This window comes from Pseudoroseicyclus sp. H15 (assembly GCF_054353345.1).
Map to the genome: position 1 here is coordinate 477,659 of NZ_JBTHJE010000001.1, position 21,585 is coordinate 499,243.

The 21,585-nt window shown below is 67.9% G+C and carries 25 protein-coding genes, 3 tRNA genes and 1 riboswitch; of the genes, 16 read left to right on the top strand and 12 right to left on the bottom strand.

Annotation, left to right across the window (positions count from 1 at the left end; translation table 11 throughout):
• The first annotated feature begins 48 nt into the window (after positions 1–48).
• The 4 genes from ACXN5S_RS02155 to ACXN5S_RS02170 all read left to right on the top strand — a co-directional run bounded on the left by ACXN5S_RS02155 (position 49) and on the right by ACXN5S_RS02170 (position 3,129).
• The gene (locus ACXN5S_RS02155; protein WP_458603740.1) at positions 49–453 is read left to right on the top strand and encodes a hypothetical protein; all 405 of its coding nucleotides are present in this window, start codon (positions 49–51) and stop codon (positions 451–453) included.
• Between the two features lie 48 nt (positions 454–501).
• Positions 502–834, top strand: coding sequence for a DUF3775 domain-containing protein (locus ACXN5S_RS02160; protein ID WP_458603741.1), 333 nt, complete (start codon positions 502–504; stop codon positions 832–834).
• A 173-nt stretch (positions 835–1,007) separates the two neighbouring features.
• Positions 1,008–2,645 carry a peptidoglycan-binding protein gene (locus tag ACXN5S_RS02165; RefSeq protein WP_458603742.1) on the top strand — a complete coding sequence of 546 codons (1,638 nt, stop codon included), beginning with the start codon at positions 1,008–1,010 and terminating at the stop codon, positions 2,643–2,645.
• Entirely contained in the window at positions 2,629–3,129 is a 501-nt protein-coding gene (locus ACXN5S_RS02170; protein WP_458603743.1) for a GNAT family N-acetyltransferase, read from the top strand. The genes ACXN5S_RS02165 and ACXN5S_RS02170 overlap by 17 nt, the downstream gene beginning before the upstream one ends.
• 51 nt (positions 3,130–3,180) lie before the next feature.
• Here ACXN5S_RS02170 and ACXN5S_RS02175 read toward each other — a convergent pair whose 3' ends face one another.
• The 3 genes from ACXN5S_RS02175 to ACXN5S_RS02185 all read right to left on the bottom strand — a co-directional run bounded on the left by ACXN5S_RS02175 (position 3,181) and on the right by ACXN5S_RS02185 (position 4,931).
• Positions 3,181–4,482 carry a DVUA0089 family protein gene (locus tag ACXN5S_RS02175; protein WP_458603744.1) on the bottom strand — a complete coding sequence of 434 codons (1,302 nt, stop codon included), beginning with the start codon at positions 4,480–4,482 and terminating at the stop codon, positions 3,181–3,183.
• Positions 4,483–4,652: 170 nt separating this feature from the next.
• Positions 4,653–4,778 (bottom strand): type B 50S ribosomal protein L36, encoded by a 126-nt coding sequence (gene ykgO / locus ACXN5S_RS02180; RefSeq protein ID WP_458603745.1) that lies wholly within the window; start codon positions 4,776–4,778, stop codon positions 4,653–4,655.
• Between the two features lie 78 nt (positions 4,779–4,856).
• Positions 4,857–4,931 (bottom strand) — tRNA-Val (locus ACXN5S_RS02185).
• 149 nt (positions 4,932–5,080) lie between these two features.
• Here ACXN5S_RS02185 and ACXN5S_RS02190 point away from each other — a divergent pair.
• The gene (locus ACXN5S_RS02190; RefSeq protein ID WP_458603746.1) at positions 5,081–5,944 is read left to right on the top strand and encodes an N-formylglutamate amidohydrolase; all 864 of its coding nucleotides are present in this window, start codon (positions 5,081–5,083) and stop codon (positions 5,942–5,944) included.
• A 3-nt stretch (positions 5,945–5,947) separates the two neighbouring features.
• Here ACXN5S_RS02190 and ACXN5S_RS02195 read toward each other — a convergent pair whose 3' ends face one another.
• Together ACXN5S_RS02195 and ACXN5S_RS02200 are read right to left on the bottom strand one after the other, a co-directional pair.
• Positions 5,948–6,145, bottom strand: coding sequence for a hypothetical protein (locus ACXN5S_RS02195; RefSeq protein ID WP_458603747.1), 198 nt, complete (start codon positions 6,143–6,145; stop codon positions 5,948–5,950).
• A 55-nt stretch (positions 6,146–6,200) separates the two neighbouring features.
• Complete coding sequence (locus tag ACXN5S_RS02200) at positions 6,201–7,454, bottom strand: DNA polymerase IV (RefSeq protein ID WP_458603748.1); 1,254 nt, start codon at positions 7,452–7,454, stop codon at positions 6,201–6,203.
• Positions 7,455–7,728: 274 nt separating this feature from the next.
• Between ACXN5S_RS02200 and ACXN5S_RS02205 the strand changes: the two genes are divergently transcribed.
• Together ACXN5S_RS02205 and ACXN5S_RS02210 are read left to right on the top strand one after the other, a co-directional pair.
• Positions 7,729–8,163: an NUDIX domain-containing protein gene (locus tag ACXN5S_RS02205; RefSeq protein ID WP_458603749.1), complete on the top strand. Its 435-nt coding sequence runs from the start codon at positions 7,729–7,731 to the stop codon at positions 8,161–8,163.
• 61 nt (positions 8,164–8,224) lie between these two features.
• A riboswitch (glycine riboswitch) is annotated at positions 8,225–8,314 on the top strand.
• Positions 8,315–8,455: 141 nt separating this feature from the next.
• Positions 8,456–9,700: a D-amino acid dehydrogenase gene (locus tag ACXN5S_RS02210; RefSeq protein WP_458603750.1), complete on the top strand. Its 1,245-nt coding sequence runs from the start codon at positions 8,456–8,458 to the stop codon at positions 9,698–9,700.
• Between the two features lie 158 nt (positions 9,701–9,858).
• On the opposite strand, the gene ACXN5S_RS02215 is transcribed toward ACXN5S_RS02210, so the two are convergent.
• The 3 genes from ACXN5S_RS02215 to ACXN5S_RS02225 all read right to left on the bottom strand — a co-directional run bounded on the left by ACXN5S_RS02215 (position 9,859) and on the right by ACXN5S_RS02225 (position 12,515).
• The gene (locus ACXN5S_RS02215; RefSeq protein ID WP_458603751.1) at positions 9,859–10,956 is read right to left on the bottom strand and encodes a DNA methyltransferase; all 1,098 of its coding nucleotides are present in this window, start codon (positions 10,954–10,956) and stop codon (positions 9,859–9,861) included.
• A gap of 121 nt (positions 10,957–11,077) precedes the next feature.
• Positions 11,078–11,686 carry a ribonuclease HII gene (locus ACXN5S_RS02220; RefSeq protein ID WP_458603752.1) on the bottom strand — a complete coding sequence of 203 codons (609 nt, stop codon included), beginning with the start codon at positions 11,684–11,686 and terminating at the stop codon, positions 11,078–11,080.
• Positions 11,687–11,990: 304 nt separating this feature from the next.
• Complete coding sequence (locus tag ACXN5S_RS02225) at positions 11,991–12,515, bottom strand: hypothetical protein (protein WP_458603753.1); 525 nt, start codon at positions 12,513–12,515, stop codon at positions 11,991–11,993.
• On the opposite strand from ACXN5S_RS02225, the gene ACXN5S_RS02230 reads away from it, so the two are divergent.
• The 3 genes from ACXN5S_RS02230 to ACXN5S_RS02240 all read left to right on the top strand — a co-directional run bounded on the left by ACXN5S_RS02230 (position 12,514) and on the right by ACXN5S_RS02240 (position 14,078).
• Complete coding sequence (locus ACXN5S_RS02230; RefSeq protein ID WP_458603754.1) at positions 12,514–12,996, top strand: hypothetical protein; 483 nt, start codon at positions 12,514–12,516, stop codon at positions 12,994–12,996. The genes ACXN5S_RS02225 and ACXN5S_RS02230 overlap by 2 nt on opposite strands.
• Positions 12,968–13,672, top strand: coding sequence for a winged helix-turn-helix domain-containing protein (locus ACXN5S_RS02235; protein WP_458603755.1), 705 nt, complete (start codon positions 12,968–12,970; stop codon positions 13,670–13,672). The genes ACXN5S_RS02230 and ACXN5S_RS02235 overlap by 29 nt, the downstream gene beginning before the upstream one ends.
• An 82-nt stretch (positions 13,673–13,754) precedes the next feature.
• The gene (locus ACXN5S_RS02240; RefSeq protein ID WP_458603756.1) at positions 13,755–14,078 is read left to right on the top strand and encodes a hypothetical protein; all 324 of its coding nucleotides are present in this window, start codon (positions 13,755–13,757) and stop codon (positions 14,076–14,078) included.
• Positions 14,079–14,095: 17 nt separating this feature from the next.
• Here ACXN5S_RS02240 and ACXN5S_RS02245 read toward each other — a convergent pair whose 3' ends face one another.
• Together ACXN5S_RS02245 and ACXN5S_RS02250 are read right to left on the bottom strand one after the other, a co-directional pair.
• On the bottom strand, positions 14,096–14,752 hold the full coding sequence (locus ACXN5S_RS02245; RefSeq protein WP_458603757.1) for a L,D-transpeptidase: 657 nt from the start codon (positions 14,750–14,752) through the stop codon (positions 14,096–14,098).
• 104 nt (positions 14,753–14,856) lie between these two features.
• Positions 14,857–14,933 (bottom strand) — tRNA-Arg (locus ACXN5S_RS02250).
• A gap of 166 nt (positions 14,934–15,099) precedes the next feature.
• Between ACXN5S_RS02250 and ACXN5S_RS02255 the strand changes: the two genes are divergently transcribed.
• Entirely contained in the window at positions 15,100–16,131 is a 1,032-nt protein-coding gene (locus tag ACXN5S_RS02255; protein ID WP_458603758.1) for a LacI family DNA-binding transcriptional regulator, read from the top strand.
• A gap of 169 nt (positions 16,132–16,300) precedes the next feature.
• Positions 16,301–17,137, top strand: coding sequence for an alpha/beta fold hydrolase (locus tag ACXN5S_RS02260; RefSeq protein WP_458603759.1), 837 nt, complete (start codon positions 16,301–16,303; stop codon positions 17,135–17,137).
• Between the two features lie 124 nt (positions 17,138–17,261).
• Here ACXN5S_RS02260 and ACXN5S_RS02265 read toward each other — a convergent pair.
• Positions 17,262–17,337, bottom strand: a tRNA-Lys gene (locus ACXN5S_RS02265).
• 88 nt (positions 17,338–17,425) lie between these two features.
• Here ACXN5S_RS02265 and dapF point away from each other — a divergent pair.
• Genes dapF through ACXN5S_RS02285 form a run of 4 tightly spaced genes read left to right on the top strand, consistent with a single transcriptional unit; the run spans position 17,426 to position 20,712 of the window.
• A complete protein-coding gene (dapF, locus tag ACXN5S_RS02270) occupies positions 17,426–18,262 on the top strand; it encodes a diaminopimelate epimerase (protein ID WP_458604071.1) in 837 nt (278 codons plus the stop codon).
• Positions 18,262–19,512, top strand: coding sequence for a tRNA (N(6)-L-threonylcarbamoyladenosine(37)-C(2))-methylthiotransferase MtaB (gene mtaB / locus ACXN5S_RS02275; protein WP_458603760.1), 1,251 nt, complete (start codon positions 18,262–18,264; stop codon positions 19,510–19,512). Before dapF ends, mtaB begins: the two co-directional genes overlap by 1 nt.
• Positions 19,512–20,108: an FMN-binding negative transcriptional regulator gene (locus ACXN5S_RS02280; RefSeq protein ID WP_458603761.1), complete on the top strand. Its 597-nt coding sequence runs from the start codon at positions 19,512–19,514 to the stop codon at positions 20,106–20,108. The genes mtaB and ACXN5S_RS02280 overlap by 1 nt, the downstream gene beginning before the upstream one ends.
• A 4-nt stretch (positions 20,109–20,112) precedes the next feature.
• The gene (locus tag ACXN5S_RS02285; RefSeq protein WP_458604072.1) at positions 20,113–20,712 is read left to right on the top strand and encodes a glutathione S-transferase family protein; all 600 of its coding nucleotides are present in this window, start codon (positions 20,113–20,115) and stop codon (positions 20,710–20,712) included.
• Between the two features lie 191 nt (positions 20,713–20,903).
• Here the strand turns inward: ACXN5S_RS02285 and ACXN5S_RS02290 are convergent, their stop codons facing one another.
• Complete coding sequence (locus ACXN5S_RS02290; protein WP_458603762.1) at positions 20,904–21,536, bottom strand: outer membrane protein; 633 nt, start codon at positions 21,534–21,536, stop codon at positions 20,904–20,906.
• Positions 21,537–21,585 lie beyond the last annotated feature (49 nt).

A 21,585-nucleotide genomic window follows, 5' to 3' on the forward strand; every position in this document is an offset into this window, starting at 1 on the left:
CACCGGCCCGGAGGTCTAGCCTGCCCGCGACAGCACGGGGAGAGACACATGCGGTTCACCATCGGCGCAGCGCTTCTGGCCACCGGCATCCTGAGCGGCTGCGCGGGGTTCGATCCCGAAGCCGCCGGCGAAGCGGTGCCCACCTATGCCGAGGCAGAGCTGGCGACCTACCGTTTCGTGCAGGCCGGCCTCGAGATGCCATTCGCAGATGGTCAGGCCATCAGCGCGGTCGCGGCCAGCGATCTGGGGATGGACACCTTCCGCCTTGTGCCCTGCCGGGGCGGCGCGGCGATCTGCGCCGGTTCCGCCACCGGCCCCGTGGGCACCACCCGCACCACGCCGGATTATCTGGTCGTCTCCGGCCTTTACGGTGTCGAGCTCTGGCTCTCGCCGGGCGGTGACGGGGCGGTGCTCTACCCAAGCGGCACGGCCGTGCCGCTTGCCTGGGAATAACCCGCCACCTGAGCGGGATAGGATTTGCGTCGGGGCCAGGAGGTTACCATGCCCGAGATTGCCAGCAGCGTTGTCGCCGAGGTCATCATCCTCGCCCGCGAGCTCGACAGGGCCCGCCGGGAGTTCGACAGCTTCATCGAGAGCCTGAACGAGAACGAGCAGGCCTCGCTTGTCGCCATGCTGTGGATCGGCCGCGGCGCCTTCGAGCCCGAGGATTGGGACGAGGCCTACGAGACCGCGCTGAGCGAGCGCACCACGCCCACGGCCAGCTATCTGCGCGGCAGCCCGCATCTGGCCGATCACCTTGAGTCGGCGCTGGAGGCCCTGGGCATCTCGGCCACCGATGAGGAAGACCAGCTCTACCGCTCCGGCGAGACCTGAGCGGCCGGGCGCCCCAGCCCGCCGCTATCCGAAGACCTCCGACATTTCAGCCCTTTGCGCCGCAGCTCGCGCTGCGCGGATGCGCCTTGCGCGGAACCACCCTGCGCCTGCCGCTATTGAATAGCACGGGCGGGGCGATGACGTTCGGGCCAAAGAGGCAAGGAGCCACAATCATGCGACACCTCATCTATTCCACGGCGCTGGCCGCCCTTACGGCAGGCGCTGCCTCGGCCGACGACGCGGCCCTGCTGATCGGCATCGAACAATACGAAACCCTTGGCGTCATCGCCGGGGCCGATGATGTGACAAAGGCCTCGAGCGACCTGAACGACAGGGGCTTCACTGTCCTGTCGCTCACCAATGGGCGCGTCTCGTCGTCGTCGCAGGCCATCGCCGAGTGGATCGCCGAAGTGCCGGATTCCGACCGCCTGCTCGTGGCGCTCACCGGGCGCTTCGCCACCGATGGCACCCGTTCGTGGCTGATCGCCGCCGATGCCAATTCGCCGACGATCATGACGATCGGCCAGCAGGGCATCTCGATCGACGGTCTGCTTGAGATCCTTGCCGACCGGCCGCGCAATGCGGTGCTCTTCCTTGGTGCCGCCGGGCGGGGCGTGGATTACGACGATTGGCTGCGCGAAGAGCTCGGCCCCATCGACGTGCCGGACGGCGTGACCGTTGTGACCGGCCCGCCGAACGTCGTCGCCGCCGCGGTGAACGGCATCGCGGCTCAGAACGGCACCGAAATCATGAGCCAGCTGCGTGCCAACGACCGGCTGAACCTGTCGGGCTATGTGCCCCGGCGTTTCGAATTCCTGCCTGAGGGCGGCTTCGCCCCGGCTCCGCGCAGCAATGCCGCCGAAGAGGCGCTCTGGCAGGGCGCGCTCGCGCTCGACACCGTGCAGGCTTACCGCAACTACCTGTCGAACTACCCGGTCGGTCGCCATGCCTCGGATGCCGAGGCCGCCATCGAGGCCATCATTTCCGAGCCCAACCGCGCTGCGCGGCTGGTGGAAGAGGCAATGCGGCTCGACCGAGACGAGCGCCAGGATGTACAGCGCGACCTGACCATGCTCGGTTACAACACCCGCGGGATCGACGGCATCTTCGGGCCCGGCACGCGCGGTGCGGTGACGAACTGGCAGCAGGAAAACGGCTTCCCGCAAACCTCCTACCTCACGCCGGACCAGATCACCCGGATCGACGCGCAGGCCGCCCGCCGCGCCGCCGAGCTGGAAGCCGAAGCCGAGCGCCGCGCCGCCGCCGAGCGCCGGGCCGACAATTCCTTCTGGGAAGAGACGGGCCGGGAAGGCGATGAAGCGGGGCTGCGCGCCTATCTCGAGCGCTATCCCGACGGCATCCACGCCGAAGAGGCTCGCGACGACCTGCAGAGAATGGAAGAAGCCGCCCGCCAGAGGGCCCGCGCCGCCGAGCGCCGCGACTGGGATCTGGCCCGCGAGGCAGATTCGGACGACGCCTACTCGCTCTACCTGCAGCGCTATCCCAACGGCAACTTCGTCGAAGCTGCCCAGGCGCGCCGCGAAGAGCTGCGCCAGCAGGACAACCGTCGGGACGAGGTGATCGCCGCCGAGGCGCAGGAGAACGCGCTTGGGCTGACGGCCTTCACCCGCCGGCTGGTGGAGACGCGGCTGGATAACATCGGGCTTGAGCCCGGCGAAGTGGACGGCAACTTCACCGGCGAGACGCGCCGCGCCCTGCGGCGCTACCAGCGTGACCGGCAGCTGGAGCCGACGGGCTTCCTGAACGAAACCACGGTCGTTCGGTTGCTCGCCGATGCCATCGGCAGGTGAGACAGGCGGGCGGCGTATTCGCCCGCTCGTCGACTGCGTGACGGAAAGCCGGGCGATGGCAAAGGCCGCCGCCCGGCTGCTCGAAGACACTTGGCCTGACTGGTATGGCCCCACTGGCGCCGGAGACGCCGCAGCCGACGTGGCGGCGCGCAGCCGGGCCTGCGGCCTGCCCTATGGCATTGCGGCGGTGGATTGCGCGGGGCGGCTCGTGGGGCTTGCTACTCTGGCGGAGCATTCGCACGGGGCGAACCCGGGCGAGGCGCTGTGGCTGAACGGCCTGACCGTCTCGCCCGAGGCGCAGCGGCAGGGCATCGGCGAGGCGATGATCGCCCGGCTGGAGGCAGAGGCGCGGAAGCGGGGCGCGACGCAGCTCTTCTGCACCACGCAGGCTGCCTCTGGCCTGCTGCTCCGGCGGGGCTGGCGCATGCAGCGCGATCTCGATGACGGCTGGGCCGTCTACGCTGTGCGACTTCAGGCGGAATAAAAACGGCCGCCGGGCGGGTGCCCGGCGGCCGCCGATCTGTTCTGGCTTGCTTCAGCGTGCGGCGACGAAGCGCTCGATGAGCAGCCGGGTCAGCACCGGGGTGCTGTCATCGTACTGGCGCACGGCGACGAGATAGGTGCCGGGCTGCACCCGGGCGGCGACGAGCGGATCGTAATTGTCGCCGTAATCGTCGTTCATCTCGATGAGACGACCAAAGTCGTCGTAGAGCGTCAGCACGGGGTCGCCGATGCCATTGGTCACTGCCTCGATCAGCACGAGGCCGGCCTCGTTGACCTCGAAGGAATACCAGGCGGCGGTGCCGGCATTCTGCAGATCCTGCCGCAGGCGCGTCTCAAGCGTGCCGAGCTGCGTGACGGGGTAGGAGCCGTCGAGCGGCGGGGCAGCCTCGGCGTAATCGTACATGCTGAACTGCTCGGCCATCGGGTCGAACCCGGTGAGCGTCAGTGTGATCGGCGCCGATTCATCCGAGAGGGCCGAGACGGCAACGCAGTAATCGCCGGCGGCCAGCGGCATCTGCATGTCGATCTGCGAGTTCAGCCCGTCGTAATCGTCGTTCTCGGCCAGCCAGTTGCCTGCGGCGTCGTAGAGCGTGATCACCGGGTCGGCCATCTCATTGGCCGCCGTGATGGTCACCGGCTGCGAGCCCGAGAGCGAGAAGCCCCAATAGGCCACCTGGTTGACCGGCGCCTCAACGGTGACCCCGCCAGCCAGGCTGTCATCGACCGCGCCGCCATCGCCGAAGTAGTTCGTGACCTGCGCCATGTCGCAGATCCCGCCGGGCATCTGGCCGTTGCCCATGGGCATGCCGCCGTCACCCATCGTGCCGTCGCCGATGCCATCCCCCATGTCGATGGGCTGGTTCATCAGGCCGGGCGTCAGCGCCTCCTGCTCCAGCCGGCCGACGCGGACGAAGCCGGTCATCGGCGAGCCGTCGTAGGACGACATCGACAGGCAATAGGTGCCGGGTTCCAGAGTCGTCTCGGCGCGCGCGGCGGAATCGCCGCCCGAATCATCGTCGGACAGGATGATGGTGCCGGTCTCGTCACGCAGGTCGAACAGCGGGTCGCCGGGGCCGCGGCCCTGGGCTTCCATCCGCACCTCGGTGGGGGCGGAGACGTTGAAGAGGGCGACGTATTCGTTGCCCATCAGCACGAGCGCCATCTGCTCCATGTAGCTGTCGGCGGTGGCGACGTCAGAGGCATCCTCGCTGCCGCCGATCCACTGGCCGTTGGCTCCGGCGCCGCCGCACAGATCCTGCGCGAAAGCGGGGGCGGCCATGCCGCCGGCGATCAGCGCGGCAAGCGCGGTGGCTGGTTTCGAAAACTTCATCATCGAATTCATCCTCTCTTCTCCCTGCCAGAGGTTACTCGGAACGGCCCCGAGGCGGCTAGGGGGAAGGGGGGGCAGGAAATCCCGCCCCGGCAATAGGTCGCAGGCGGCCCGAACAGCAAAAGGGCCGCGCCCTTGCGGGTGCGGCCCTTTCACAAATCTCAGACGCAGGCTCAGCCCTGGCGGGCTTTAAACCGGCGATGCGTTTTGTTGATCACGTACACGCGGCCCTTACGGCGCACGACACGGCAATCGCGGTGGCGCGCCTTGAGCGAGCGCAGCGAATTGGCGACCTTCATCTGCCTCTCCTTCTCACGCGGCGCTCCGGCCGCTTTAGCGTTTGTGGCACCCCTCCTCCGGGGCGCCGGGAAACTCTCTGGTGGGCGGTACAAGGTTCGAACTTGTGACCCCTTCGATGTCAACGAAGTGCTCTACCGCTGAGCTAACCGCCCGATCCGACGCAAGTTCCCGCGTCCCAAAATAAAAGGGACGCGAAGGCACCTCCGCGTCGGGTGTCGGGTCTATAAAAGGACTTCGGGGGCGGATCAAGGGCTTTTGGCAGGCCATTTTCGCGCTATGCTCTGAGGTGAGCGGAGGAGCGATGGCACGAGCAGCGTTTCGAGTGAAGATGCCGGCCCGGCGGCAGAGCGCGGTGATCTTCGCCTCGCCCCATTCGGGCAATGATTATCCGCCGTCTTTTCTGGCCCAGGCCCGGCTCGACGAGCGCGCCATCCGCTCAAGCGAGGATGCCTTTGTCGACAGGCTTTTCGACACGGCGCCCGAGCTTGGCTCGCCCCTGATCGTCGCTCATGCGCCCCGCGCCTATGTCGATCTCAACCGCGCCGCCGAAGAGCTCGACCCGGCGCTGATCGAGGGGCTGCGCCGGGTCAATCCGAACCCGCGCATCGCTTCGGGGCTGGGCGTCATCCCCCGCGTCGTCGCGGGCGGGCGAGCGATCTATTCGGGCCGGCTGTCGCTGGCAGAGGCCGAGCACCGACTCGCCCGCGTCTGGCGGCCCTATCATGCCGAGCTGGGCCGGCTGGTGGACGATTCGCACCTCGCCTTCGGCCAGGCCATCCTGATCGACTGCCATTCCATGCCGCATGAGGCGCTCGACAGCCTCGGCCCGCGCGGCGCCCGCAAACCCGATGTCGTGATCGGCGACCGCTTCGGCGCGGCTGCCGCGCCGGCGTTGGTGGCCGAGATCGAGGCGGCCTTCCAGCGCGCCGGGCTGCGCACAGCGCGCAACATGCCCTTCGCCGGCGCCTATGTGACGCAGGCCTACGGTCGCCCCGCCCGCCGGCGCCATGCCGTGCAGATCGAGATCGACCGGGCGCTCTATATGGATGAGGCGCGGATCTGCCCGCTGCCGGATTTCGACGCCTTCCGCACCCTTCTGCGCGGTGTCATCGCCGATATCGCGGCGCTCGGGCGGGCCGACCCGTTGCCGATGGCGGCCGAGTAGGCCTCAGCCGTGCGGTGACTGGTTCACCGGCTTCAGCGAGATGCCCTCTTCGGAGGCCTTGGCGTAGACCGCATCTTCGGTGCGCCCCATCTTGAGGCCGATGACGCGGGTGGGCGTGTTCTCTTCGGCGAGCTGCTTGAGGGTGGCGACGTCTTCGGCGGTCCAGTCGTTGCCGGAATTGCGTTCCGTCTTGGCGGTCATGCCGTTCTCCAATCAATGTTGAAAAATCAACTCTCCCGGTCCCTTGAGGTTCCGGCTAGCGCAGGGCGCGGCCTTTGAGAATCGCATCCGTGCCGAACTTGGCGCGGATCGCATCTGCCGCCCGCTCGGCCCCGGCCCGGCGCCCGGCCAGCGGATCGAGCAGATCGGCCTCGCGGTCGGCCTCGGCTGCATCGCAAAGGTCGGTGAGGCCGACGCCCACCAGCCGGAAGGGCCCTTTGAGCCCAGAGGCATCGAAGAGCCCGCGCGCCGTGCGGTAGAGCGTGTCGGCCATTTGCGTGGGCTGGTGAAGTGAGACACGGCGGGTGTGCAGCTTGAAGCTGGCGCTCTTCAGCTTCAGTACCACCACGCGGCCCGCCAGCCCCTTGGCCTTGGCCCGGCTCGCCACCTTCTCGGCCATCCGCCAGATATGCCCGTCGAGCAGGCTGGCATCGGCGGTATCGGCGGAGAAGGTCGTCTCGTTCGAAATCGATCGCATCGGCTCATGCGCCGAGACGGGGCGGTGATCCTCACCCCGGGAGAGGTGCCAGAGCCGGTCGCCCATCTGGCCGAAGCGTTCCAGCAGGTCGCGCCGGTCCCACCGCGCCAGATCGGCAAAGGTGCGCACGCCGACCTTGTCGAGGCTGGCCTGCCCGGCGGGGCCGATGCCCCAGATCTTCGAAACGGGCAGGGGGGCGAGGAAGCGCACCGTCTCTTCCTTGCCGATGACGGAGAAGCCGCGCGGCTTGTCGAGATCGGAGGCCAGCTTGGCCAGAAACTTGTTGTGGCTGAGCCCGATGGAACCGGTAAGGCCGAGTTCGTCTTCCATGCGCTTGGTCAGCCGGGCCAGCAGCACGGCGGGCGGAGCACCGTGCAGGCGCTGGGTGCCAGTGAGGTCGAGGAAGGCCTCGTCGAGCGAGAGGGGCTGAATGACCGGAGTAAGATCGTCCATCATCGCGCGGATGGCGCGCGAGGCCTCGGAATAGGCCTCCATCCGGGGCTTCACGACGACGGCCTCGGGGCAAAGCTTGAGGGCCTGGAACATCGGCATGGCCGAGCGCACGCCTTTGATGCGGGCCAGATAGCAGGCGGTGGAGACCACGCCGCGCTGGCCGCCGCCGATGATGAGGGGCCGGTCGCGCAGCTCGGGATTGTCGCGCTTCTCGACCGAGGCGAAGAACGCGTCGCAATCCATATGCGCGATCGAGAGCGAGAAGAGCTCGGGATGCGAGGTGACGCGCGGACTCCGGCAGGCCGGGCAACGGGCCCCCGAATCGAAGGTATTCAGACAGGCGCGGCAAAGGGCGGGCATGGGGCCAAGATAGGCCCGCGGCTCGCTGGCGTCTATCGTGCCGCAGCGCCGGGCAGGCCTCCCGCCCACCCACCCTCGGCCCGCCCGGCGCTGCTCGCGGAGGGTGTGGGTGGAGAGGCGGGGGGCCAGCCCCCCGTGCCCCCCGAGGTATTTTTGGCCAGATGAAGGGGAGGGGGGTGGCAGGCCGCGCTCGGCTGGGGGCGGGCATGGCGTGTGAGGCTGGCGGAGTGACGGGGCGCTGGTGCTGCGGTGGGGCGGGTGTCAGTGTGAAGGGATGGATGAGGCCGGGTATGACGGGGCGCCTTTTGACGGGGCGAAGGGGGCGCTGTTCGTGGGCGGGCGGCTGCTGGTGCTGCTGCGCGACGCCAAGCCCTGGATCAATTCGCCCAACCTTTGGGATTTTCCGGGCGGCGGACGAGAGGCAGGGGAGACCCCGCTGCAGACCATCCGGCGGGAGACGCGGGAGGAGCTGGGGCTTGATCTGGGGCCGGCGGAGCGGCTTTGGGCGGAGGTGAGCGAGCGGCCGAACGGGCGGGTCTGGGTTTTTGTGCACCGGCTGCCGAAAGGGGCAGAGCGCGAGTTGCGCTTCGGAGACGAGGGGCAGGGCTGGGCGCTGGTGCCGCCGGGGGTGTTCTTCGCGATGCGGCATGTGCCGTTCCAGGCCGGGGCGCTGAGGCGGTTTCTGGAGATCCATCACGCCGCTTCATGATTATCATGCAGAACATTCGATAGGAGAATGCGGGGGCATGGCGTAATCTGCCTCCAACGACACGACCCCACCGGGAGAGAGCGGAGAAATCCGCCGCCGAAGGAGCAATCGCGCCCCGCGAACTCTCAGGCCCACGGACCGGCGGGGCCGCAACACTCCGAAGAGTGGCCCCCAGGCAATCGGGCGGGGGCCCGCCGAAGGAGCAAGCCGCGAGACGAGCCGCGGTGAAACTCTCAGGCCCGGCATACGGAGGGGGCGCATTGGCGGGCAGAGCCCGCAGCGGAGTAGCACAATGCGCCATATCGCCGTTCTCGGCGCCGGGATCACCGGTATCACCACCGCCTATTCGCTGATGAAACGTGGCTATGAGGTCACCGTCTACGACCGCAACCGCTATGCGGCGATGGAGACCTCCTTCGCCAATGGCGGCCAGCTCAGCGCCTCGAATGCCGAGGTGTGGAACCAGCCCTCAACGGTGCTGAAGGGGCTGAAATGGCTCTTCAAGCCCGATGCGCCGCTGTCGGTGAACCCGAAACCGAGCTGGCACAAGTTCAGCTGGATGGCCGAGTTCCTCGCCGCCATGCCCCGCTACGAGCGCAACACGGTGGAGACGGCGCGGCTGGCCATCGCCGCCCGCGCCGGGCTGGCCGAGATGGCGAGCGCGGCGGGGATGGATTTCGCCTTCGCCCGCGCAGGCATCCTGCATTTCTACGAGAGCGAGGCCGATCTGGCCCATGCGCGCCGCGTCACCAAGCTGCTGGCCGCCGGCGGCCTGGCCCGTGAAGAGCTGAGCCCTGCCGAAGTGGCCGCCCGCGCGCCCGAGCTGCAGGGCAATATCGTCGGCGGGTTCTGGACGGAGAGCGACTCGACCGGCGACATCCACCTGTTCACCAAGGGCCTGGCCGATTGGCTGGAAGCGCAGGGCGTGCATTTCCGCTACGGGGCCGAGATCACCGCGGCGCGTGCCGCCGAGGATGGCGTGCGCATCACCGCGGGCGATGTGGCGCGCTACGATGGCGTCGTCGTCTCCGCCGGGGTGGGCAGCCGGGCGCTGGCGCGTGCGCTGGGCGACCGGGTGAACGTGTACCCCGTGAAGGGCTATTCGATCACCGTGCAGCTGGAGGATGAGGCTAGCCAGGCCGCCGCGCCCCGCGTGTCGCTGCTCGACGACAAGGCCAAGATCGTGACCTCGCGGCTGGGCGACGGGCGGCTGCGCGTGGCCGGCACCGCCGAGTTCAACGGCGAGAACCGCGATATCCGGGCCGACCGCATTCGCCCGCTGACATCCTGGGTCGAGACGCATTTCCCCGGGGTCTGCACCGAGAGCTGCGTGCCCTGGGCCGGCCTGCGCCCGATGATGCCCGACATGATGCCGCGTGTCGGCGCCGGGCGGCATCCGCGCGTGTTCTACAACACCGGCCACGGCCATCTGGGCTGGACGCTGAGCGCCGCTACCGCCGAATTGGTGGCGCAGCGCATTCAAGCGACGGAAAGCGCGCGCTCGCGCGTTGAAGGCTTCGGGCTGGCACCGGCTTGACGCCTCGTACCCGGGCAACAGGCTCCACTCACGGAAGCGGTGTCAGCCCACCCGGGCGACCCTGAAAAAAGGCCCCGCGGCTTGAGACAAGCGCGCGGGGCAAGTGCGCGTCGGGGCGTGGACTCCCCGGCGCGGGCGGTAACTCGGGTGTTTAGGGGTCAGCCTTCGCGCATCTCCGCGCGGATCTGCTGGCGCAGCACGTCGATCGGCACCGTCTGCCCGTCGCGCTTGAAGTGCCAATATGTCCAGCCGTTGCAGGAGGGCGCGCCTTCGATGGCAGCACCGACCTGGTGGATGGAGCCTTTGGAATCGGGGCCGACCAGCGTGCCGTCGGCGCGAACCTTGGCCAGCGTGCCGCGCGGCGAGATGAGCTGCTCGCCGGGGCGCAGCAGGCCGCGCTCGACCAGCACGCCGAAGGCAACGCGCGGCTCGGCACGGCGGGAGGTGCTGACCTCCAGCGCCGACCGGTCGAACTTGCGCACCTTGGCGAGGCGCTTCTCGGCGGCGCGGCGGTATTTCTCCTCCCGCTCGATGCCGATGAAATCGCGGCCCAGCATCTTGGCGACGGCGCCGGTGGTGCCGGTGCCGAAGAACGGGTCGAGCACGACGTCGCCGGGGTTGGTGGTGCCAAGGAGCACGCGGTGCAGCAGCGCCTCGGGCTTCTGCGTCGGGTGGGCTTTGTCGCCCGCCTCGTCCTTGAGCCGCTCATGGCCAGTGCAGAGCGGGATCATCCAGTCGGAGCGCATCTGGATGCCCTCGTTCAGGGCCTTCAGCGCCTCGTAGTTGAAGGTGTATTTGGCGCCCTCGCCCTTCGACGCCCAGATCAGCGTCTCATGCGCGTTGGTGAAGCGCTTGCCGCGGAAGTTGGGCATGGGGTTCGACTTGCGCCAGACGACGTCGTTGAGGATCCAGTAGCCCTGGTTCTGCAGCTCGGCGCCGAGGCGGAAGACGTTGTGGTAGGAGCCGATGACCCAGATGGCGCCGTTCGGCTTCAGCAGCCGGCGGGCGGCGGCGAGCCAGTCGCGGGTGAAGGCGTCGTAGATCTTCAGGCTGTCGAACTGGTCCCAGGCGTCATCGACGGCGTCGACCTTGGAATTGTCCGGGCGGTGCAGATCGCCCCGCAGCTGCAGGTTGTAGGGCGGATCGGCGAAGATCAGATCGATCGAATTCGCGGGGAGCGCGTTCATTCGCTCCACACAGTCACCATCCAGAATCGCGTTTAGCGGGAGCGCCGCGGCGCCCTTCATCATTCCCATCACTCTGCCCCTGATCTGACGGCGGATTTTCCCGCTCGTTCTGCTCGGTGCAAAGATGAGTCAGAGGCGATTCGCTGTCAAAAGCTTTTTTGAATCAGGGAGTTACGGCTAGGGCTTGTCACTATATCTGGTAGTCGAGCCGGAAGGAGCGCCTATGATGTGGGGTGAGGCCCAGCTCACGGATCGCGGACTGATGCGCCTTTACCGCATAGCCGGAGTTGCGCTCCCAGCCGTAGCCGGGGTGCTGTTGCGCCAAATCCACCATCACCCGATCGCGGTGCACCTTGGCGAGGATCGAGGCCGCCGCGATGGAGAGCGAGCGGGCGTCGCCGCCGACCAGCGGCTCACCGGGGCAGCAGAGCTCCTTCGGCATCCGGTTGCCGTCGATGAGGGCATAGGCCGGGGCCATGGCGAGGGCGGCGAGGGCGCGGGACATGGCCAGCATCGAGGCCCAGAGGATGTTGAGGCGGTCGATCTCCTCCACGCTGGCCTCGGCGACGGCGAAGATGGCCGACTCGCGGATCTGCAGGTCGAGCTCTTCGCGCTTCGCTGCATTGAGCTTCTTGGAATCGTTGAGGCCGGGCGGGATCGCCTCTTCCCGCAGGATGACGGCGGCGGCAACGACGGGGCCGGCGAGGGGGCCGCGGCCGGCTTCGTCGACGCCGGCGACGGGGACATGGCCGCGAGAGATGATCGCGGTCTCGAAGGTGTAATCGGGGAAAGCCTGCATGCGGGCAAAATGCCGGGCCGGGAGTCGCGGTGCAAGCCTCGCGACGATCACGGATTGGCGGTGCGTAGGGTGGGTTTATAACCCACCGCTCACCTGCATCCCCGAGACTCCGGTTGCAGGCGCTCGCCCTGCGCCTTTGGCGCGTACCGGGCGGGGATAGCTCAGGTGGGCCCGGCCACTGCGATGTCGTGCTTGCCCCGCCAAAATAGATACGGGGCGGAGGCCCATGTTCCTCCGCCCCGTTCCGGGGTCCGGTCCGCGGGGACATGCGGTTTCCGGCCCCTCTGCTCGACCTGTAAACGCCTTAACGGGCCGAGAAGCCGTAGCCCTCCTCGCGCAGGCAGGGGATGTCGAACCCGCTGGCGAAGCCGCCGAAGGTCCGCACTGTCTTGGCGCAGGAGATCGGCAATCTGCGGAAATTGTCGTAGCGCAGGCTCAGGCAATCGCCGTCCATCATCCGGCCGACGCCCTGCGCGGTGTCGTAGGTGGCAATGCAGCTCGTCGGCAGCAGATAGGCCGCGCCGGGGTTGGCCTGCGGTGCTGGGCCGGGGTGGAACGGGCGGGGCGTCGGCTCATGGGCCTGCGGGGCGAAGCCGGGCGTTCTGTCGGCGAAATGCGGCATGCCCGGACGGTCGAGATTGACGCGCGGGCCGTCATCTTCGTCATCGCGGTCGGACTGCGAGAGCGCATGGGCCGCGATCCCGACAATGGCGACGCCGGCGAGGAACTTCACCACGGCTTCCGGGTCGGTCTCGGCGCTTGCCGGGGCGGGCACCGCCAGGGCGAGGGCGGCGGCAGCGGCGGCGAGATGGCGTTTGAGGGGTCTCATGGCAGTCTCCTTCCGGGTGGCAGCCTTGGAAGAGGCGATGGGCGGGGCGCTTTTTGTTTCGATGGGTCACACCTGGGGCCGCCCCGCCATGCCGGGCAATAACGCTGCGGCGCTATCCGATGACATCGCGGCGATTTGCCAGCAGATATTGACTATCCGCCCCCGTCGGCGCGAGGCTCCCCCCATGAAAGCCGCCCTCCCCTCCTTCGGTCTTGCCATCGCTCTTGCCGCCACATTGGCGGCTGCGCCGGCCTCGGCCGCCTGCTATGCCGATTACAAGGCGAAACAGGATAACCCCTTGCGCCTGCACTACGGTGTTGCGGAAATCCGCGGAGCCTGCACGATAGCAGCCGCCGAAGATGAGCTTGGTCCGCGCCTGCAGGCGGCTGGCTGGCAGTTGTTGACCGTCCTCGGCCTGTTTGACGATTCGGGGCTCGAGGAGAGACGAGACAATGCCGGGAGATTCTACCTCCGCTTCTGAGTCACGCATCACGGGAAATCGCTTCGTCATCGGCGGCATCGCCGCCATCGTCGCCCTGCTCGTCATCGCGGCGCTTCTGCTCTTCCTCAACCTGCCCGATGCCAATGCCTTCAATGCGCGGGTCGAGCGGCTGTTCATCGAGAATGCCGATCTCACGAGCCAGGCCGAGGTGAAGCTGCTGGAGATCCTCGCGCAGAGCGGCACGGCCTTCTCTGAGACGCTCGATTCCTACCGCTTCGTCATCTTCGTGCTGCTTGTCTTCGCGACGGCCATGCTGATCGCGGCCATCGCTTTCCTGCTCATGCTGGTGGCGCTGACCCGCCGGATGGCGCTGATCGAGCGCAAGGGGATCGAGGTGAATTCCCTGCTGATCGCCCGTGAGCAGAACACCGTTTATCTCAACAACCTCGAATTCAAGCTCACCGCCGCCGCCATCGAGACGCTGTCGGTGCTGGCCGAGGCCCGCATGGATGACGACGTGCTCTCGGGGGCCGAGATCGAGGGGATGATCTCTGGCCGCAATGCGGCCGATTGCGACGAGGCGGCTGGCGCGACGCGGATCAAGCGCCTGCGCGATACGCTGGGCAACCAGATCGTCACCGAGTTGTTGGTGAAGAACATCGCCCGGCGCGGCTACATGCTGGCCATCGAGAAAGACGTCATCAAGATGATGTAGGAACGTCGCGGGGGCCTGCGGCGTTGCGATCCGGTGCGGGCGGTGCGACGCTGGCCGCCAGACAAGTGTACAGGATCATCCGATGCGAGTGAATTTCTTCAGTCTTTGCCGCGTTCCGGCGCTGGCGCTCGGCACCAGCCTGCTGCTCAGCGGCTGCGCCATCATCGCCCCGCCGCCGCCGGCGCCTGAATTGCCGCCCGAGCCGGGCTCGCAGCTGCCCCCCGAGGTGCGCTCGATCGTCGCGCCTGGGCAGGATCTCGCCTCGGCCTACCTGCGGCCCGGCGACAATTGCTACTGGTATCGCTATTCGGGCCCGGTCGAGACGACCGAGCTGCCGCTGCGGTCGATCAGCGACAATCCGATCTGTCTCGATCCGGGCTCTGTCCCGGTCACTCCCGCGGCCTGAACCGCGGGAGACCGGCTTCAGCTGGTGGCGGTGATGCTGTCTTCCGCCGGGTAGAGCGTGGCCATCGAATCGACGGCCACGTTCGGATAGAGCTGGTTGATATGCGGCATGATCATGCGCACGCAGCCCGAGCTGGCGCGCGTGCCGATCGAGCGGGGGTGCGGCGTGCCGTGGATGCGCAGCATCGTGTCGCGGTCGCCCTCGTAGAGATAGAGCGCCCGGCTGCCGAGAGCGTTGTTCGGCCCCGGGTCCATCCCGTCTTCGTATTGCTCGTAGAGGTCGGGCTCGCGCTCGATCATGTTCTGCGTGGGCGTCCACGTCGGCCATTTCGTCTTGCGGCCAATGCGGTAGGTGCCCGGCTCGTACAGATCGCCGCGGCCGATGGCGACGCCGTAGCGCATGGCCGTGCCGCCCTCTTCGATATGGTAGAGATAGCGCGCGACGGCATCGACATGGATGTCGCCCGGCGTCAGCCCGGCATTGGCATACACGCGCTGCGGCAGCAGGCGCGGGTTCAGCCCCCACGGGTTCGACGTGGCGGGGTCGAAGCCGGGCGGCGTGACTTCGGCGTCCCACTCATCGGCTTGCGAGGCGGTGACGGCAAAGGCCGGCGCGGCGATGGCGGCCGAGAACAGGGCCGTCGAGGTCGAGATGAAATGTCGTCTGGTCAGCATGAGGCATCCCCCTTTCGTCTGAACAAGAATTTCGGGCGCAAGCAGTTCCTTCACGACCGCGGGAACGTGGCGGCGTTTGGAAGGGCGAGGGAATACGCTGTGCCTGGTGACCCCGGCAGGACTCGAACCTGCAACCTATCCCTTAGGAGGGGATTGCTCTATCCAGTTGAGCCACGGGGCCTCCTGCGGCCTTCCTGCCCGGCGCGGGGGGCAAGGTCAACTCGGGCAATGCTGGCCGAACGGGCGCCAGGATGCCGGGCTGATGCGACAGATCGGCCATGCGCCGTAATCCCTTGGACAAATCTGCCCCGCCTCGGTAATTCATTTGAACCGCTAGGGGGGCACCTGTGAACAAATCCCGGCCGCGGCCGCTGACGCTTCGCGATGTGAGCGAGGCGTCTGGGGTCAGTGAGATGACAGTGAGCCGCGTGTTGCGCGGCAAGGGCGACGTGAGCGAGACGACGCGGGCGCGCGTGCAGGCGGCGGCCAAGAAGATGGGCTATGTGCCCAACCGCATCGCCGGCGCGCTGGCCTCTAGCCGGGTCAATCTCGTCGGCGTCATCATCCCCAGTCTGAAGAACATGGTCTTCCCCGAGGTGCTCTCCGGCGTCTCCGACCGGCTGTCGGGCACCGGGCTGCAGCCCGTTGTCGGCGTCACCGATTACCGGCCCGAGCAGGAAGAGAAGGTGCTCTTCGAGATGCTCTCCTGGCGGCCCTCTGGTGTGATCATTGCGGGGCTGGAGCATTCCGAGGCGAGCCGCGCCATGCTGGCCCGTGCCGGCGTGCCGGTGGTGGAAATCATGGATACCGACGGCGAGCCCATCGACGCCGCCGTGGGCATCAGCCACCGCCGCGCCGGGCGCGAGATGGCCGAGGCGATCCTGAGCCAAGGCTACCGCAAGATCGGCTTTCTCGGCACCAAGATGCCGCTCGATTACCGGGCGCGGAAGCGCTTCGAGGGGTTCACCGGGCATCTGGCCAAGAAGGGCTACGAGATCGTCGATCAAGAATTCTACTCCGGCGGCTCGGCACTGAAGAAGGGCCGCGAGATGACCGAAGCGATCCTGACGCGCACCCCGGGCATCGACTTTCTCTACTACTCCAATGACATGATCGGCGCGGGCGGGCTTCTGTACCTGCTGGAGAAGGGCGTCGACATCCCCGGTCAGATCGGGCTGGCGGGCTTCAACGGGGTCGAGCTGCTCGACGGCCTGCCCAAGCGCCTCGCGACGATGGACGCCTGCCGCCGCGAGATCGGCGAGGCCGCGGCGGATATCCTGGCCAAGCGCTGCGCGCTCGGCGACCCGCTGCAGGAGGATGGCCCGGTCATCACCCTCGCGCCCACGCTCGACACCGGCGACACGCTGCTGCGCAGCTGATCCCGGTTCAAAACCGCTTGAAGGCTGGCTGGCCGCAGGGGCTAACCCCCCTGCTATGCTGCGTAAATCGTGGCCGGCGGCGGTGCGCCGGGGCGCGGAACACCTCCGCCCATGCTGAGTTGACCCTGCAACGCGGCCCGGAGCCGCAACCCAATGCAGGAACAGACCCATGGACAATTCGCTAGACACTGCCGTCGCCACCAAACCGGGCGTGCGCCTTCATATCAACGACAGCGGCGGCACCGGTCGCCCGGTCGTGCTCATCCACGGCTGGCCGCTCAACTCCGGCGCCTGGGCCAAACAGGTGCCCGCGCTGGAAGAGGCCGGCTATCGCGTCATCTCCTATGATCGCCGCGGCTTCGGCCAGTCGGAGAAGCCCGATGGTGGCTTCGACTACGACACGCTGGCCGCCGACCTCGCCGCCCTGCTGGAAGAGAAGGACCTGCGCGATGTCACGCTCGTCGGCTTCTCGATGGGCGGCGGAGAGGTGGCCCGCTACATCGGCAATCACGGCGAGGATCGTCTGCACAGCGTCGTGCTCGCCTCTGCCGTGACGCCCTTCATGATGCAGACGGCCGACAACCCAGCCGGCCCGCTCACCGAGGACGCCGCAGAGGAGATGGAGAAGAACCTCAAGGCCGGCCGCGAGGCGTTCTTCGACGGCTTCACCAAGAATTTCTTCACCGCCGACGAGTCGCTGCAGGTGTCGGAAGAGGATCGGCAGACCGCCATTCAGCAATGCCTGCAATCCGACCAGACGGCGGCGCTGGGCTGCATGGAGGCTTTCGGCACCACCGACTTCCGCGAGGATCTGGAGAAGTTCACCGTGCCCACCCTGGTGCTGCACGGCGATGCCGACGGGATTGTGCCCATCGAGGGCTCGGGCCTGCGCGCCCACAAAGCCATCTCGCAGAGCCGGCTCGTGGTGATTCAGGGCGGCCCGCATGGCTGCAACGTCAGCCATCCGCAGGCCTTCAACGACGCGCTGCTGGAATTCCTGGCGTAGGCGCGGGGGGCGCCGGGCTTCTGGCGCCCCTGTTCCCGTTGCGGCCGCCATGGCGGATCATGCCGGGCGCCCAACCCGGGCATTGCCCGTAGCCGTCGAACCGTCTGCTGATCGGAGGGTGTTGTGGTGAGCCGGTCGGGGCTCGAACCCGAGACCTACTGATTAAAAGTCAGTTGCTCTACCAACTGAGCTACCGGCCCACAACGCCGCGCTAGCTAGGAGATGCTGCAACCCCCGTCAACCCGCAAATCGCTGGAAATGCGCAATGGCTTCCGCTATGGCGCCGCCATGCGAGACAACCCGCCCTCCGGCCTGCCCTTCGCCAAGATGCATGGGGCCGGCAATGACTTCGTCGTCATCGACCGGCGCGCCCATCCGGGCGCCCGTCTGACGCCTGCGCTGGTGGCCGCTCTGGCCGACCGGCACAGGGGTGTCGGCTTCGATCAGCTCGCCGTCGTGGAGCCCGGCGAGGCCGGGGAGCTGGTGCTGACCTTCTACAATGCCGATGGCTCGCTCTCTGCCGCCTGCGGCAATGCAACGCGCTGTATTGCTGCGCGTGAGATGTCGCGGACGGGGGCAGAGAGCCTCGCCATCCGCACCGGCTTCGGCGCCCTGAAGGCGCGGGCGGTGGACGGCGGCGTGGCGGTGAACATGGGCGCGCCGCGGACGGAGTGGCAGGAGATCCCGCTGGCCGAAGCCTGCGACACTCTGGCGCTGCCGATCGAAGGGGCGCCGGTGGCGACCTCGATGGGCAATCCGCATTGCACATTCTTCGTGGAGGATGCCGAGGCAGTGGACATCGCCACGCTCGGCCCCGCCATCGAGCATCACCCGCTCTTCCCCGAGCGCACCAATGTGCAGGTCGTCAGCCACCTCGGCGAGAACCGCCTGCGCATGCGGGTGTGGGAGCGGGGTACGGGGCTGACCCTGGCCTCCGGCTCGTCCACCTGCGCCGTCGTCTCCGCCGCGCATCGGCGGGGCCTCACCGGCGCCAGGGCCGAGGTGGTGGCCGATGGCGGTGTGCTGGGCGCCGATTGGCGGGACGATGGCATCTGGCTCACCGGCCCGACGGCGCATGTCTTCGATGGTATGCTCACCCCGGCCTTTCTGGAGGCGCTCGTCTGATGGACAAACCGGCCCCCAAATTCTCGACCCTCGGCTGCCGGCTCAATGCCTACGAGACCGAGGCGATGAAGGATCTCGCCGCCCGCGCCGGCCTTGGCGGCGCCGTGGTGGTGAACACCTGCGCCGTGACCGCCGAGGCGGTGCGCAAGGCCAAGCAGGAGATTCGCCGCCTCGCCCGCGAGAACCCCGGCGCGCCGGTGATCGTGACCGGCTGCGCGGCGCAGATCGAGCCCGATACCTTCGCGGCGATGGACGAGGTGACCAGCGTCATCGGCAATGCCGAGAAGATGCGCCCCGAAACCTGGGTGGGCCTCGCGACCGGCGAGACAGAGCCGGTGGTGGTGGATGACATCATGTCGGTGCAGGAAACCGCCGGCCACCTGATCGACGGCTTCGGCAGCCGCTCCCGCGCCTATGTGCAGGTTCAGAACGGCTGCGATCATCGATGCACCTTCTGCATCATCCCCTACGGGCGCGGCAATTCGCGCTCTGTCCCCGCTGGCGTGGTGGTGGAGCAGATCCGCCGCCTCGTGGCGCAGGGCTACAACGAGGTGGTGCTGACCGGGGTGGACCTGACGAGCTGGGGCGCCGATCTGCCGGCGGCCCCCCGCTTCGGCGACCTCGTCATGCGCATCCTCAAGCTGGTGCCCGAGCTGCCGCGCCTGCGCATCTCCTCCATCGATTCGATCGAGGTGGACGAGAGCCTGATGCGCGCGATTGCCGAGGAAGAGCGGCTGATGCCGCATCTGCATCTCAGCTTGCAGGCGGGGGACAACATGATCCTCAAGCGCATGAAGCGCCGCCATTCGCGCGAGGATGCGATCAGTTTCGTGCAGGAGGCGCGGCGGCTGCGCCCCGGCATGACCTTCGGCGCCGATATCATCGCCGGCTTCCCCACAGAGACCGAGGCGATGTTCGAGAACTCGCTGCGGCTGGTGGAGGAGTGCGACCTGACGTGGCTGCATGTCTTCCCCTATTCCCCCCGCCCCGGCACCCCGGCGGCGCGGATGCCGCAGGTGGATGGCCGGGCGATCAAGGACCGGGCCCGGCGCCTGCGCGCGGCGGGCGAAGCGGCGGTGCAAAAGCATCTGGCCGCGCAGGTGGGGCAGGTGCGGCAGGTGCTGATGGAAAGCCCGCGCATGGGGCGCACCGAGCATTTCGCCGAAGTCGCGCTGGGGGCCGATGCGCCGGTGGGGCAGGTGGTGCCGCTGCTGCTGACGGGCGTGCAGGGTATGCGGCTGACGGCCTGATGCATCCGAACCCCGTTTTTCACACGCGCAGCCCCGAGGCCAATCTCGCTTTCGCGCGGCAGCGGGGCTTTGGCACGCTGGCGGTTGCGGTGGCGGGAGAGCCGCTGCTGGCGCACGTGCCGTTCGTGGTGACGGAAGGAGAGGTCGAGGCGCATTTGCTGCGCTCGAATCCCATCGCACGGGCGCTGCTCGCCGCTCCCTTGCGGGCGCGTCTCGCGGTGACGGGGCCTGAGGGCTATGTCTCACCAGACTGGTACGGGCTGGAGGATCAGGTGCCGACCTGGAACTACGTCGCTGTCCACCTCACCGGTGAGCTCGAATTGCGCCCCGCCGACGAGCTGCGCGCCCATCTCGACCGCCTATCGGCCGAGTTCGAGGCGCGGCTGGCGCCGAAGCCGCCGTGGCTGACCGCCAAGATGCCGCCCGATCTGCTGGCGCGCATGATGCGCAGCATCGTTCCCGTGAGGCTGCGGGTGGCAGAGGTGGACGGCACCTGGAAGCTCGGGCAGAACAAACCCGAACCGGCGCGGTTGTCCGCGGCCGACCAGATCGGTGGCGCGCTGGGCGCCCTGATGCGCGACCCACCGGAGGGATGACATGCTGCAACTCGTGATGAGCCCCAATTCGCCTTATGTCCGCAAGGTGCGGCTGATGATCCGCGAGGCGGGCCGCGAGGCTGAGGTGGAGGAGATCGAGGTCGCCACCACTGCCTATGACACCCATCCCACCGTCGCCGCCGCCAACCCGCTTGGCCGCATCCCGGCGTTGCTGCGCCCCGAGGGGCCGGCGCTCTACGACAGCCGGGTGATTACCCGCTATCTTGATACGACGTGGAGCCTTGGCTACTACCCCGCGCCGCGCCTTTGGGAGGTGCTGACGCTGGAGGCGACGGCGGAGGGCATCATGGATAGCGCCGTGACCATGGCCTACGAGAAGCGCCTGAAGGAGCAGCCCTCGGACAAGTGGATGGATGCGCAGTGGGAGAAGATCGCCCGCGCGCTCGATGCGCTGGAGAGCTTCTGGATGAGTCATCTCGCCGGGCCGCTGCAGATGGGGCAGATCGCCACAGCGGCGGCGCTGGGCTATCTCGACTTCCGCCACGATGCGCGCGGCTGGCGCGATGGCCGGCCCGAGCTGGCCGCCTGGGCGGCGCGGTTCGGCGAGCGGGAGGCGATGAAGGCGACGCTGCCGCCGGGCTGACCGGCGCGCCGGACTGGCTGAGAAGTTTGGGGCTCTGCTGAGAGGCCGTTTGCTGGCAGGTCTGCCCGCAAACAGGCCATGTCGATGGTGTCTGCGAGTCGCCCCGCGTCAAGGAGCTTCGCCCGCCTTTGGCGGCGCCTGCGGCGTCCTTGACCCGGGCCGACTCGCGGGTGCCCCGACCTGGGCGGAATTCAGAAGTTGAAGCTGACGCCGAAGTTGACGGCGCTGGTGGTCACATCCGCTTCCAGCGTGCCGCCGGTCTGCAGCTCGGCCTCGTTCTGCGACCAGGTGCCCTTGTACTCGCCGAAGAGATCGATGCGCGAGGTCAGGGGATAGCTGGCGCCGGCGATCCAAGTCGCGGCGGGGCCGGTCACCTGGTATTCGAAGGTTTCGCTGGCGCCATCGGTCAGCTCGACATGCGGAAACGCCAGGCCGACGCCGCCGCCGACGTAAGGCGTGAGCGGGCCGAGCGCGCCATCCCAGCGGTAATAGGCGTTGAGGGTGACGATGTTGAGCCCGTCGGAGAATTCGAGCCGGTCATAGCCCGTGGCCGCCAGCGTGGCATCGTCTGCATAGACCTTGGCGTGGTTCACATCGAGCCCGAAGCCCAGACCGCGCTGGCCCCACCAGGTGGCGCGGGCGCCCCAGTAGAAGGGCGCCTCGAACGAGCGGCCCTCCCACGTTGCGGTGAAGGCGGTATCGGCCACGACCGAATCGTCGCTGACGACGACATCGGAGGGCGACGCCTCCTGCATGCCCCCATAGGCGCTGAACTGAAGTTCGGCCCAGGCGGCGTGCGGTGCGGCGAGCAATGCGCCAAGCATGATGGATCGGCAGACGTGCATTCGCTTCCTCATTCCCCCGCTCGCGGTT